This window comes from Microbacterium paludicola, assembly GCF_015235415.1.
Lineage (GTDB): Bacteria > Actinomycetota > Actinomycetes > Actinomycetales > Microbacteriaceae > Microbacterium > Microbacterium paludicola.
Genome location: NZ_JADGLL010000061.1, coordinates 1 through 13,261 on the forward strand (window position 1 = coordinate 1; position 13,261 = coordinate 13,261).

At 72.1% G+C, this 13,261-nt stretch carries 12 protein-coding genes; 7 read left to right on the plus strand and 5 right to left on the minus strand.

The features are described from left to right. Positions 1-66: 66 nt before the first annotated feature. Positions 67-315, plus strand: coding sequence for a hypothetical protein (locus IR155_RS14735; protein WP_135115554.1), 249 nt, complete (start codon positions 67-69; stop codon positions 313-315). 12 nt (positions 316-327) lie between these two features. On the opposite strand, the gene IR155_RS14740 is transcribed toward IR155_RS14735, so the two are convergent. From IR155_RS14740 to IR155_RS14750, 3 genes are all read right to left on the minus strand, one after another. Further along, positions 328-732, minus strand: coding sequence for an aldehyde dehydrogenase (locus tag IR155_RS14740; RefSeq protein ID WP_228067368.1), 405 nt, complete (start codon positions 730-732; stop codon positions 328-330). Between the two features lie 84 nt (positions 733-816). Beyond that, complete coding sequence (locus IR155_RS14745) at positions 817-2,475, minus strand: phospho-sugar mutase (RefSeq protein ID WP_135115555.1); 1,659 nt, start codon at positions 2,473-2,475, stop codon at positions 817-819. Continuing rightward, positions 2,475-3,299, minus strand: a complete 825-nt coding sequence (locus tag IR155_RS14750; protein WP_135115556.1) for a purine-nucleoside phosphorylase — start codon at positions 3,297-3,299, stop codon at positions 2,475-2,477. The genes IR155_RS14745 and IR155_RS14750 overlap by 1 nt, the downstream gene beginning before the upstream one ends. 116 nt (positions 3,300-3,415) lie before the next feature. Between IR155_RS14750 and IR155_RS14755 the strand changes: the two genes are divergently transcribed. Further along, on the plus strand, positions 3,416-4,849 hold the full coding sequence (locus IR155_RS14755) for an NAD(P)H-quinone dehydrogenase (RefSeq protein ID WP_135115557.1): 1,434 nt from the start codon (positions 3,416-3,418) through the stop codon (positions 4,847-4,849). A 92-nt stretch (positions 4,850-4,941) separates the two neighbouring features. Here the strand turns inward: IR155_RS14755 and IR155_RS14760 are convergent, their stop codons facing one another. Then, positions 4,942-6,711: an acetyl/propionyl/methylcrotonyl-CoA carboxylase subunit alpha gene (locus IR155_RS14760; RefSeq protein ID WP_135115558.1), complete on the minus strand. Its 1,770-nt coding sequence runs from the start codon at positions 6,709-6,711 to the stop codon at positions 4,942-4,944. Positions 6,712-6,999: 288 nt separating this feature from the next. Then, on the minus strand, positions 7,000-7,650 hold the full coding sequence (locus tag IR155_RS14765) for a Maf family protein (protein WP_135115559.1): 651 nt from the start codon (positions 7,648-7,650) through the stop codon (positions 7,000-7,002). A 62-nt stretch (positions 7,651-7,712) separates the two neighbouring features. Here IR155_RS14765 and IR155_RS14770 point away from each other — a divergent pair, with 62 nt between their 5' ends. The 5 genes from IR155_RS14770 to IR155_RS14790 are packed head-to-tail and all read left to right on the plus strand — an operon-like array spanning position 7,713 to position 12,648. Next, entirely contained in the window at positions 7,713-8,993 is a 1,281-nt protein-coding gene (locus IR155_RS14770) for a class I SAM-dependent RNA methyltransferase (RefSeq protein WP_135115560.1), read from the plus strand. Between the two features lie 26 nt (positions 8,994-9,019). Continuing rightward, positions 9,020-9,709: a Pr6Pr family membrane protein gene (locus tag IR155_RS14775; RefSeq protein ID WP_135115561.1), complete on the plus strand. Its 690-nt coding sequence runs from the start codon at positions 9,020-9,022 to the stop codon at positions 9,707-9,709. Next, a complete protein-coding gene (locus IR155_RS14780) occupies positions 9,706-10,353 on the plus strand; it encodes a response regulator transcription factor (protein ID WP_135115562.1) in 648 nt (215 codons plus the stop codon). Before IR155_RS14775 ends, IR155_RS14780 begins: the two co-directional genes overlap by 4 nt. Before the next feature lie 4 nt (positions 10,354-10,357). Then, complete coding sequence (locus IR155_RS14785) at positions 10,358-11,602, plus strand: sensor histidine kinase (RefSeq protein WP_167760813.1); 1,245 nt, start codon at positions 10,358-10,360, stop codon at positions 11,600-11,602. Continuing rightward, complete coding sequence (locus IR155_RS14790) at positions 11,599-12,648, plus strand: hypothetical protein (protein ID WP_135115563.1); 1,050 nt, start codon at positions 11,599-11,601, stop codon at positions 12,646-12,648. The genes IR155_RS14785 and IR155_RS14790 overlap by 4 nt, the downstream gene beginning before the upstream one ends. Positions 12,649-13,261 lie beyond the last annotated feature (613 nt).

Below are 13,261 nucleotides of genomic sequence, written 5' to 3' on the forward strand. Positions count from 1 at the left end.
GGGCTGTGTTGCGGCGTGTGACGGGCGGCGTGACAGGGGCAGGGGGCGGTTTCTACCGTGGAGGGCATGAGCGACAAGACGACCCAGGATGTGCTGCCCGTGCAGCGCGCCGTCGCCTCGGCATGGCCGAGCGCATGGATCGACGCGCTCGTGATGTGCTCGGACGCCACGGGCCTGCTGCTCAGCACCCTCGCGGGAGAGCTCCTCTCGGTCGACACGCGGGCGCGCGTCGCCGTCGGCGAGCCGGTCGCGTTCCATCCGGTCGCCGAGGTGGTCTCGGTCGGCGGCGAGCTCATCCGCGCTCGCCGCAGCTGACGGCGGCGGCCGTCAGGCCATCTGCATCGAATCCATCATCCTGCGGCAGGTCTCGACCATCGCCTCGCAGGCCATGGCGCAGATGCGGCAGTGCTCGGCCATCTCGGCGTGCATGCGGCACTCGGCGGCGCACGCCTCGCCCATGGTCATGCACGCGGTCATCATCCCCTGCATGACGCCCATGTCGTAGCCCTGCGGGCGCATCATCATGCGCATCATGGTCGTCGCCACGTCGGCCATGTTCGCGCACATCGCCGCGCACCGCGCCATGTCCTCGCCGGCATCGGCGTCGGCGCACATCGTGGCGGTCATGCTCACGGCCGAGCACGCCTCGATGCACTCCTGCATCATCCCCATGTCCATGCCGCTCGTCTGAGCGCTCGGCATCGACTCCATCATCTCCATCATCATTCCCATGCGCGTTTCCTCTCCTCGGGGGCGGCGCCGGGCGGCCGTCCGTCTGCTCGAATGCTACGACTCGGGCAGACGGCGGCCAAGGGGTCAGGAGAGCCGGTCGAGCAGCTCCCGCACCGCCTGCTCGAGGGCGACGAGGCGTGCGGCCGAGTCCTCCGCCGACTCGCCGCGCACATCCAGGTACGCCTTCAGCTTCGGCTCCGTGCCGCTCGGGCGGGCGATGACGCGGGATCCGTCCGCGAGCGCGTAGCGCAGGACGTCGCCGCCGAGCCGCGCCGGGTCCTGCAGCAGGTCGTCGGCACGCTCGACGGCGGTCTCGCCGAAGGCCGCGGGCGGCTCGGCGCGCAGCGAGGCCATGATCGTGGCGATCGTCGAGACGTCCTCGACGCGCAGCGACACCTGGCCGCTCGCGTAGAAGCCGATCTCGGCCGTCAGCTCGTCGAGCAGGTCGGCGATGGTGGCGCCGCGTCCGCGCGCCTCCGCCGCGAGCTCGAGGAACGCGATCGAGGCGGAGATCCCGTCCTTGTCGCGCACCGTCTCGGGGTTCACGAGGTAGCCGAGGGCCTCCTCGAAGCCGAACACGAGGCCGGGGGCGCGGGAGATCCACTTGAAGCCCGTGAGAGTCTCGTGGAAGCCGAGCCCGTACTTCTCCGCGATCGCGCCGAGCCCCGGCGACGACACGAGCGAGCACGCGAGCGACGCATCCGGCGTCCCGGCGGCGGCGCGGGCGGCGCGCCGGCCGAGCAGCAGGCCCACCTCGTTGCCGGTGAGACGACGCCAGCCGCTCTCAGCGGGGATGGCGACCGCGAGGCGGTCGGCATCCGGATCCTGCGCGAGCACGAACTCCGCGCCCGATGCCGCGGCGGTCGCGAACGCGAGGTCCATGGCGCCCGGCTCCTCGGGGTTCGGGAACGCCACGGTCGGGAAGGTGCCGTCGGGCTCGATCTGCTCGGGCACGACCGTCGGCTGGGGGTAGCCCGCCTCCTCGAGCACGCGCGAGAAGGTCTCCCATCCGACGCCGTGCATCGCGGTGTAGACCCAGCGCGTGCCGGCGGCGCCCTCGGGCGCGGGCCCGACGGCGGCGGTGGCCGAGACGTAGGCCTCGATCACGGCCTCGTCGGCGATCTCGTACGCGGTCGAGCGCGGCAGGTCGCTCACCGACTGCTCGTCCGCAACCCGGCGGATGCTGGCGGCGATGTCGGCGTCCGACGGGGCGACGATCTGCGAGCCGGCGTCGCTGCCGCCGAGGTACACCTTGTAGCCGTTGTCGTTCGGCGGGTTGTGGCTGGCGGTCACCATGACGCCGGCGTCGGCGCCGAAGTGGCGCACCGCGAAGGCGAGCACGGGCGTCGGCAGGCGACGGGGGAGCAGGATGGCCCGCAGCCCGGCACCGGCGAACAGCTCGGCGGAGTCGCGCGCGAAGACGTCGGAGTTGCGGCGGCCGTCGTAGCCGACGACGACCGTCGGAGTCGCCTCGGGGTCGCGCGTCCGCAGGAACTCGGCGAAGCCCGCGGCGGCCTGCGCGACGAGCACGCGGTTCATCCGGTTGCTGCCGGCGCCGAGCGCCCCGCGAAGGCCCGCGGTGCCGAACTGCAGCCGGCCGTCGAAGCGGTCGGCGAGGTCGTCGGCCGCGTCCTCGTCGCCGGCCTCGACGCGCTCGATCAGCGCGGCGAGCTCGGTGCGGGTCTGCTCGTCGGGGTCCTGTGCGAGCCAGGCGCGGGCGCGATCCAGGATCGCCGCGCCCATCAGAGTCGTCCGATCACGCGGGCGAGCAGGTCGGAGATCACCGGCTCGGCCTGACGGCCGGCGTCGATCACCTCTTCGTGACTGAGCGGATCGGGCGAGATCCCGGCCGCGAGGTTCGTGATCAGCGAGAAGCCGAGCACTTCCATGCCGGCCTGGCGGGCGGCGATCGCCTCGAGAGCGGTCGACATGCCGACGATGTGGCCGCCCATCGCCTTCGCCATCTGCACCTCGGCGGGGGTCTCGTAGTGCGGCCCGCGGAACTGGCAGTAGACGCCCTCGTCGAGGCTCGGGTCGATCTCGCGCGCGAGGTCGCGCAGGCGGCGCGAGTACAGGTCGGTCAGGTCGATGAAGGTGGCGCCCTCCAGCGGAGAGTCGGCCGTGAGGTTGAGGTGGTCGCTGATCAGCACCGGCTGGCCGGGTGCCCAGTGCTCCTTGATGCCGCCCGCGCCGTTCGTCAGCACCATGGTCTTCGCGCCGGCGGCGGCCGCCGTGCGGACGCTGTGGACGACGCGGCGGACGCCGTGGCCCTCGTAGTAGTGGGTGCGGGCGCCGATCACCAGCACGGCCTTGCCGCCCTCGGTGCGCAGCGACCGGATCGTTCCCACGTGGCCGGCGAGCGCGGGCTTCGAGAACCCGGTGACCTCGGTCGCGGGGATCTCCGCGACCGTCTCGCCGATGAGCTCGGCGGCCTTGCCCCAGCCGCTTCCGAGCGTCACGGCGATGTCGTGGCGGTCGACGCCGGTCAGCCGGGCGATGTCGGCGGCGGCCGCGGTGGCGACCTCGAACGGATCGGCGGGAGCGTCGAGCGGATGTGCCTGGGTCATGGATCCACGATAGATGTTCCGTTCTTTTCTTCCGCTCGCACCCGCGCGGGCGACGCTTCGCGCCGCCGAACCCGCGCCCGTTCGACGCGGGCCCCGCGGGGGACAAGAATGGGGGCATGGTCTTCGACTTCGAACGCAGGCAGCGGATCGCGATCCTCGGCGGTGGCCCGGGCGGATATGAGGCGGCGCTCGCCGGCGCACAGCTCGGGGCGGATGTCACCGTCATCGAGCGCGTCGGGATCGGCGGCTCGGCGGTGATCACCGACGTCGTGCCCTCGAAGACCTTGATCGCCACGGCCGACGCGGCGCTCGCGGTCGCGGAGGCGGGCGACCTCGGCGTGCAGTTCTACGCCAAGGGCGACAGCGGCAAGCCGCTCAAGCCCGAGATCGCGATCAACCTGCTGGCGATCAACAAGCGGCTTCTCGCGCTCGCCGGGCAGCAGTCGGAGGACATGCGCAGCAGCCTGCTCGAGGCGGGCGTGCGGATCATCGCCGGTCATGGCCGGCTCGAGGGCGAGGACGCGGTCGTCGTCTCGACGGGCCAGGACGGCACCGACTTCGACCGCATCGAGGCCGACACGATCGTCATCTCCACCGGGGCGACGCCCCGCGAGCTGCCCGCGGCACGCCCGGACGGCGACCGCATCCTGACGTGGAAGCAGCTGTACAACCTCACGGCCGTCCCCGAGCACCTGATCGTGGTCGGCTCGGGCGTGACCGGCGCCGAGTTCGCCTCGGCCTACATGAACCTCGGTGCGAAGGTCACGCTCGTCTCGAGCCGCGACCAGGTGCTGCCCGGTGAGGACGCCGACGCCGCCAAGGTGCTCGAGAAGGTCTTCAAGCGCGGCGGCATGACGCTCCTCGCCAAGGCTCGCGCCGACAAGGTCGAGAACACCGGCGAGGGCGTCGTCGTCACGCTCTCGGACGGCCGCACGATCGAGGGCTCGCACTGCCTCATGGCCGTCGGCGCTGTGCCCAACACGGCGGGCATCGGCCTCGAGGAGGCGGGTGTCCAGATGACCGAGTCGGGCCACATCCGGGTCAACAAGGTCAGTCGCACCTCGGTGCCGAACATCTACGCCGCGGGCGACTGCACCACGCTGCTGCCGCTCGCCTCCGTCGCGTCGATGCAGGGGCGCACCGCCGTCTTCCACGCGATGGGCGACACGGCGATCCCGCTCGAGGAGCGCAAGATCGCGTCGAACATCTTCACCAACCCCGAGATCGCGACGGTCGGCTGGACCGAGAAGCAGATCGAGGAGCGCGTCGTCGATGGCGAGGTGCACACCCTCCCGCTGTCGTCCAACGCGCGCGCGAAGATGATGGGCGTCAAGGACGGCTTCGTGAAGCTCTTCGCGCGCACCGGGTCGGGCACCGTCATCGGCGGCGTGATCGTGGCGCCCAAGGCGTCCGAGCTGATCTTCCCCCTGTCCCTCGCGGTCGAACGGCGCCTCACGGTCGACCAGCTCGCCCGTGCGTTCGCGGCCTACCCGTCGCTGTCCGGATCCATCACGGATGCGGCCCGCGCCATGCACCACGTCCAGTCCTGACACGACTCCGGAGGCGGCGCCGCCGGCCGGTCGGCGCACAGACGTGAGAGAGGCCCGGATCCGAGGGGATCCGGGCCTCATCAGCGTCCTCGTCAGCTGATCTGCAGCAGCTGGTGACCGGCCGACACCGTCGCACCGGGAGTCGCGTCGATCGCGCGGACCACGCCATCCTTGTGCGCCTGGAGCGGCTGCTCCATCTTCATCGCCTCGAGCACGACCACCAGGTCGCCCTTGACGACCGACTGGCCCTCCTCGACGGCGACCTTCACGATCGTCGCCTGCATGGGCGACTTGACGGCGTCGCCCGACGCCCCGCTCGACACGGCGGCCGAGGCGTGGCTGCGACGCGAGGGCGGCACGATCGCCGGACGTCCCTGCGTGCCGGGGGCCTGCGCGATGCGGTCGGGAAGCGAGACCTCCAGGCGCTTTCCCGCGACCTCGACGACGACCGTGTGGCGCGTCTCGGCGGGCTTGGGGGCCTCGAGCTCGCCGTCCCACGCGGGGATGTCGTTGACGAACTCGGTCTCGATCCAGCGCGTGTACACGCCGAACTCGCCGCTTTCGGCGGTGAAGGCGGGGTCGCGGACGACCTTGCGGTGGAACGGCAGCACCGTGGGCAGGCCGGCGACCTCGAACTCGTCGAGGGCTCGGCGGGAACGCTCGAGCGCCTCGGCGCGGTCGCGTCCCGTGACGATGATCTTCGCCAGCAGCGAGTCGAAGGCGCCGCCCACGACGTCGCCGGCGGTGACGCCGGAGTCGAGACGGATGCCGGGGCCGCCGAAGGTCTTGAAGACGTGGATCGGGCCGGGCTGGGGGAGGAACCCGCGACCCGGGTCCTCGCCGTTGATGCGGAACTCGATCGAGTGGCCGGTCGGCGTGGGGTCGTCGTAGTCGATCAGCCCGCCGGCGGCGATGCGGAACTGCTCGCGCACCAGGTCGATGCCCGTGACCTCCTCGGACACGGGGTGCTCGACCTGCAGTCGCGTGTTGACCTCGAGGAACGAGATGGTGCCGTCGGCGCCGATGAGGAACTCGCAGGTGCCGGCGCCGACGTAGCCGACCTCGCGCAGGATCGCCTTGGACGCCTCGTAGAGCGTCGCGTTCTGCTCGTCCGTGAGGAACGGCGCGGGCGCCTCCTCGACGAGCTTCTGGTGGCGGCGCTGCAGCGAGCAGTCGCGCGTGGAGATCACGACCACGTTGCCGGCGGCATCCGCGAGGCACTGCGTCTCGACGTGACGCGGCTTGTCGAGGTACTTCTCGACGAAGCACTCACCGCGGCCGAACGCCGCGATCGCCTCGCGCGTGGCCGACTCGAACTGCTCGGGCACCTCTTCGATCGTGCGGGCCACCTTCAGGCCGCGCCCGCCGCCGCCGTAGGCGGCCTTGATCGCGATGGGAAGGCCCACCTCGCGGGCGAAGGCGACGACCTCGTCGGCGGTCTCGACCGGGCCCGGCGTGCCGGGGGCGAGCGGGGCGCCGACCTTCTCGGCGACGTGACGCGCGGTCACCTTGTCGCCGAGGGCCTCGATCGCCTCGGGCGACGGGCCGATCCAGATCAGTCCCGCGCCGATGACGGCACGTGCGAACTCGGCGTTCTCGGCGAGGAAGCCGTAGCCGGGGTGCACGGCGTCCGCGCCGGAGCGGCGGGCGACCGAGAGGATCTTGTCGATCTGCAGGTACGTGTCGGCGCTGGTGGCGCCGTCGAGGGCGTAGGCCTCGTCGGCGAGACGTGCGTGAAGCGCATCGCGATCCGGATCGGCGTAGACGGCGACAGACGAGATCCCCGAGTCGCGCGCCGCGCGGACGATGCGTACGGCGATCTCGCCGCGGTTCGCGATGAGCACCTTGGCGATGGAAGGCATGGATTCGAGCCTACCCACGGGCGTGCCGCGGCATTTGACGCCGCTCGACAAGAAAACCCGCAGAACGTGTGGCGCGGTCCACTGGTTGCTCACGCCCCGCATCCGCTCGGGCACCGTTCTTTTTGCTCACGCCGGCCGCATCCGCTCGGGCACCCGCTTCGCGGATGCCGCTCGCGTATGCGGACGCTGTCGCTTCGCTCCATCGGGGGCGTGAGGGCAGCGCTTCGCGCTGCGGGCCGCATCCGCGGCACGCTCGCTTCGCTCGCACGCGGTGGGTGCTGGCGTGCGCTACGCCGGGCGGTTCCAGAGGGTGGGCCAGGCGACGCCCAGCTCGCGCACGAGGCGGCGGACCGTCGAGAGCGACATGCCCACCACGGTCGACGGGTCGCCCTCGACGCGCTCGATGAAGGCGCCTCCGAGGCTGTCGACCGTGAAGGCCCCCGCCACGTGCAGCGGCTCCCCGGTCGCGACGTAGGCGGCGATCTCGGCGTCGTCGACGTCGGCGGCGAACGTCACGGCGGCCTCGGCGACCGCGTGCGCCTCTACCGGCTCGTCGTCGCCGGTCACGAGGAACACGCTGTGACCCGAGTGAAGGACGCCCGTGCGCCCCCGCATCCCGGTCCACCGCTCGGTCGCCGCCTCGGGGGTGTAGGGCTTGCCGTAGACGGTGCCGTCGAGCTCGAACATCGAGTCGCCGCCGATCACGACGCCCTCGAATCCGGGGTGCTCCTCGCGCACGCGCCGCGCGACATCCGCCGCCTTGAGGCGCGCAAGCAGCAGCACGTGCTCGGCGGGCGGCAGGATCCGCTGTTCCCGGGCCTCGGTCTCGGCGATCACCGCCTCCTCGTCGACGGCCGGTGCCAGGGTGACAGGCTCGATGCCGGCCTGCCGCAGCAGCATCAGGCGGGCGGGGGACGTCGACGCGAGGCAGACCTGCATGACGTCATCCTCTCAGGAGGGTTCGAGGGGTTCGGTCAGGCGCGGGCTGAGAGGATGGACGGATGCAGAGCGGGGATGTCGTCGACCTGGACGTGACCGGGGTCGCCCACGGGGGAGTGTTCGTCGCGCGCGAGGAAGGTCTCGTGGTCTTCGTCCCCGACGCCCTTCCCGGCGAGCGGATCCGGGCGCGGATCACCGAGGTGAAGAAGTCGTTCGCGCGCGCGGAGGCCCTCGAGGTCCTCGACGCGTCGCCAGATCGCCGCCCCCACGTGTGGGCGCAGGCCGACATCTCGACGGCCCCCGAGGCGCGTCCGGGCGGTGCCGACTTCGGGCACATCTCCCTGCCGCGTCAGCGGGCGCTCAAGGCCCAGGTGCTGCGCGAGGCGTTCGAGCGCTTCGCGGGAACCGAGATCGACGTCGAGGTGCGGGGCCCCGAGGACCTGCTGGGCGGCGACCACCCGACGGTCCGAGGCACCGCCGACGGCACGCACTACCGCACCCGCGTCAGCCTCCACGTCGACGCCGAGGGCCGCATCGGCCCGTACGCCGCGCGCAGCCACACCGTGATCCCCGTCGACGCGTATCCGCTTGCGACGCCCGAGATCGAGGCCGTCGCGCTCGCCGTGCGCAAGGCGCCCGAGGGTCGGATCGACCTCGTGCAGCCGGCGGACGGCGCCGTCCGCACCATCCGCCGCGCGGCGCGCACCGGCGACCGCCGGCGCCGCTTCGCCCCCAAGCCCGAGCGCGTCGTGCCCGAGGTCGTCACCGAGCGCGTCGGCGACCGCGAGTTCCAGGTGGATGCCGGCGCCTTCTGGCAGGTGCACCGCGCCGCGGCGGCGACGCTCGACCGCGCGGTCCGCGACGCCCTCGGCGAGCTCTCCAGCGACGCCTGGCACCTCGACCTCTATGGCGGCGTCGGCCTGTTCGCCGCCGCCCTCGGCGACCTCGCCGGAAGCGCGAGGATCACGACGGTCGAGTCGGAGCCGCGCGCGACGGCGCACGCCGAGCGCAACCTCGAGGAGTTCGGCGCGGAGGCCGTCACGGCGCGCGTCGACCGGTTCCTGTCGCGCGTGTCGAACCAGGCGAGCCTGTTCGACCGCGAGATGCTCACGCGCGGCGTCACGCTCCTCGATCCGCCCCGCTCCGGAGCGGGCCGCGAGGTCGTCGAGGGGATCGCCGACCTCGGCTCCTCGCGCGTCGCGTACGTCGCGTGCGATCCGGTCGCCCTCGCCCGCGACGTGGGGTACTTCCGCGCCTCCGGATACGAGCTGCAGAGCATCCAGGCCTACGACCTGTTCCCGAACTCCCACCACGTCGAGGCCGTCGCCATCCTTCAGCGCTGACGCCATCCCGCGGATATCATCAGGCCGTGAGACGTCTTCTTGCGGCCCCCCAGTTCTGGTTCCGCGGGCTGCTCGTCGCCATCTCGGTGTTCGGCTTCATGGTCGGATCGCACTCGGTCTCGTACCTGACGACGATCACCAACGCGATCCTGCTCGGCTATCTCGTCGTCGGCGTCTGGACGATGTGGGTGCGCCGGTCGCCGGATCTGCCCGCCCCGCGCCTGCGCGGGGCGATCGCGACCTGGATGGTCTTCATCGCGCTCATCGCCCACTCGATGCTCGCGCACTGGGCGAACCCGTTCGACGAGGTCTTCGTGCCGGATCCCGCGGAGTCGCTGCAGGGAATCGCGCTCCTGATCGCGCATTACGTGATGCCGGCCGGGATCCTGATCGATTGGCTGGCGTTCGGACCGCGCGGAAAGACCACCTGGGGCGACCTGCTGTGGTGGCCGCTGTTCCCCGTCGCCTACGGCGTGCTGACGATCCTTCGGGCGATCTGGTTCCCCGCCGTGACGAACCGGGTGCCGTATCCCTTCATGCAGCCGAACGGCGACGACTGGTTCGGGGTCGTCGTGTCGCTGCTGCCGATGATGCTGGCGGTGATGGCCATCGGCGCCGCCCTCATCGGATGGGATCGCGCGGTGGCGCTCGTCGCGGCCGGCGCGCAGTCGGCCGAGCGGGAGGCGGGCCGGGTGGCAGATAGGCTCTCGCCATGACCCGTGTGGCCCTCATCGACGACCACGAGTCCGTTCGCCTCGGACTCGTCGCCGCCCTCCAGCGCGACGGCGAGGACGTCGTGTTCGCGGGAGCGAGCGTTGCCGAGTACCGCGCGTGGCGACTGAGCGTGGCCGCGCCGCCCGCCGACGTGGTGCTGCTCGACCTGACGCTCGGCGACGGCACCACCGTCACCGAGAACGTCGTCGCCCTCGCCGGCGAGTCGGCGGTCATCATCCACTCCGTCGCCGACCGCCCGGCGGCCGTGCGCGAGGCGCTCGCGGCGGGAGCCGTCGGCGTCGTCAGCAAGGCATCCCCGCTCGACGACGTGCTCGGGGCCGTGCGCACCGCGGCGCGCGGCGAGCCGCTCAACAACGTCGAGTGGGCGAGCGCCGTCGAGGGCGACCGCGCCTTCGCCGACGCGCAGCTGTCGACCCGCGAGCGCGAGGTGCTGCGGCTCTACGCCGCCGGCCTTCCGCTGAAGATCGTCGCCGACCGCCTCGGTGTCGCATACTCCACCGCCAAGGAGAACATCACGCGCGTGCGCATGAAGTACATCGAAGTCGGCCGGCCCGCGCCGACGAAGGTGGATCTGCTGCGCCGCGCGATGGAGGACGGCATCGTCGACGGGTCGGCGGGGGAATGACCCGGTGACATCCCCCCAGGGCGTCATCGACGCGGCATGGGGCACGCTGCCGCCCGCCGGCCGCACCGTCGAGACGGCAGGCCGCTACACGTCCACGCGGATGGAGCGGATCATCCAGATCACGGTGGCGGTCGGATGCCTCGCCATCGGCGGCCAGGGATTCGTCCTGTCGTGGGACATCTACGACATCGGGGTGCCGCACGCGGTGCTCCATGCGGTGCTGTTCCTGAGTCTCGCGGTCATGACCGCCTGCTGCCTGCTCGGTCGCGGGGCGCGGCTCGCCTCCGGGGTGTTCGCGGTCCTCTATCCGCTCGGGCTTCTGGCATGGCCGGCCGTGACGGCCGGCACGGCCCCCGATCCGGGGGTGCAGCCCTGGACCTTCTACCTGATCAGCCTCGCCGTCGTGGGGGCGATGGTCGCGTTCCCGCTGCCGTGGCAGTACGTGTGGGCGATCGGCACGGCTGTCCTCTACGCCGTGGTGCGGCTCGTCCGCGGCGGCTTCGCGCCGGAGTTCTGGATCGGGGTCGGCTACGACATCTCGGTCGCCCTGATCCTCGGGCTCGTGTTCGTGACGGTCGGGTGGGTGCTGCGGGGAGTCGCCGCCGGAGTGGATGCGGCCCGCGTGCAGGCAGTGCTGTCCTACGCGGCCGCGGCGTCCGCCGACGCGGGCGAGCAGGAGCGCATCGCCGTCGCGGCGCTGATGCACGACAGCGTGCTCGCCGCGCTGATCGCCGCGGAGCGCGCCCACAGCGACCGTGAGCGGCAGCTTGCGGTGTCCATGGCGCGCGAGGCGCTGACCCGCCTCGCGAACGCGGAGTCGGACGACCCGGAGGGAAGCGACGAGCCGGTGCCGCGAAGCTGGATCGCCGCCGGCATCGAGCGTTCGGCCGACGAGCTCGGCGTCTCGCTCGAGGCCGAACGCGCCGACCTCGACGACGCGACGGCCGTCGTCCCCGGCCGTGTCGCGCGGGCCGTGGTGCTCGCGGCGACGCAGGCGATCGCGAACGCGGTCCAGCACGCCGAGGGAGCGGGCCTGCGCGTGGTCGTGTCGCGCCACGGGAGCGGCGTGCGCGTCGAGGTGTCCGACACGGGCCCCGGCGTCGACGTGGCGGCCATCCCCGCGGATCGGCTCGGCATCCGCGCGTCGATCTTCGCGCGCATGGCCGCGGTGGGCGGCGAGGCGTCGATCGAATCCGGCGCGCGCGGCACCGTCGTGGCGCTGACGTGGGCGGGGGAGAAGCGGGCATGAGGAGCGTCCGCCGGGTCTTCGACGTCATCGCGCTCGCGCTTACCGCCTATTTCGCCGTGCGCGGGCTGTTCCGTCCCGACGAGGGACTGCTGGGCCCGATCGTCGCCGTCTCGCTCTACCTCGCGCTCACCCTCGTCGCGCTGTACGTCGAGCAGCCGCACGCGGGCGGTGAGCCGGCGGCGGACGCGTCGGCGCGGGATCGGGCGGGAAGCGTGCTGCCGCGCTGGACGGCATTGGTGGTGCTCGTCGGCACCACCGCGCTGCCGCTGATCGTGACCGCCTACACGCCGCCGGACGGACGCACCGCGTCGCACGCCACGTGGTACCTCGGCGCGGTCGGCGCGGTGCTCACCATCGTGTGCGCGCGCCACCGGCCCATCTACGCCTGGATCGGCATCGTCATCCTGACGGTGGAGTCGTCGCTCGCGATCGGCCTCGTCTCCGCGATGTCACTCGGGCTCGTCGGATCGGCCGTGTGGGTGGCGCTCGCGCAGCTGCTGCTCGTCTTCACGGATCGCGCCTACCGCGACACCGCGCGCCTCGCGGCCCTGCAGCAGGCGACCTCGGCGTGGCAGGCGAGCCAGGCGGTGCGCCGGATGGAGCGGCGGCGGCGCGTGCAGTACGCGCTTGCCGTCGCCGGGCCGATCCTGTCCCGTGTGATCGCGGCGGACGGCGCCCTCACCGACGAGGAGCGCACGACCGCGCGCCTTGCCGAGGGCAGCCTGCGCGACGAGCTGCGCGGCGCGCGCCTGCTGGATGACGACGTGCGGGACGCGATCAGCGCGCTGCGCCTGCGCGGCGCCACCGTGACCGTGTTCGACGAGGGCGGCCTCGACGACATCGACGCCGAGGACCTCGATACGGTGCGCCACGACCTCGCCGATACACTGCGCCGCACGGATGCCGCGCGCATCATCATCCGCACGGCCCCCGACCCGGAGGTGGCGATCACGATCGTCGGCCGGTCGCCGGGCGGCGACGGGCTGACGGACGAGGACGACGTTCAGCTCTGGCGCGAGGTCCCGCGCCCCGGCGTCCCCCGCTGACGCCCCGCCGGCGTTGCAAATGTGCGCCGAACGCACCGAATGAGGCGCGATGAGGTGCACACGCACCCGGTTGCTGAGCGAGCTTGCGAGCCGAAGCGACCGCGCCCAGGCCGCGCATCCGTGCGAGCCGGTCATCTCGACTCGCTCCGCTCGCTCGATAACCGGGGTGGGAGTGCAAAGGTGCGGCGAGCGCACCGAACAGGGCGCGATGAGGTGCACACGCCGCACGTTTACCCCCACCGGTTGCTGAGCGAGCCTGCGAGCCGAAGCGACCGACATGTGCGAGTCGGTCATCTCGACTCGCTCCGCTCGCTCGATAACCGGGCGGTGGGTATAGGGGCCTGTGCCCGGTGCAAACGAAGTGAGCGTGGAGCGAAGCGACCAACGCAGCGCGAAGCGCTGCCGCAACGGAGCGCCAGCGACGGTGCCTCGCTCACGAGTGCCGGCGCGGAGCGTCGGCGCGAGCGTGCGAGCCTCTTCTAAAGAGGGTTATAGGCCAAAACGAGTGGATGGATGACTGATCCTGCCGCGTGATTACGCGGTGAAACGGGGTTCGTCATGGTCCGCGACCCTTAGTCGTGGACCTTCCGTCGAACACGACGACCTGTCTGGT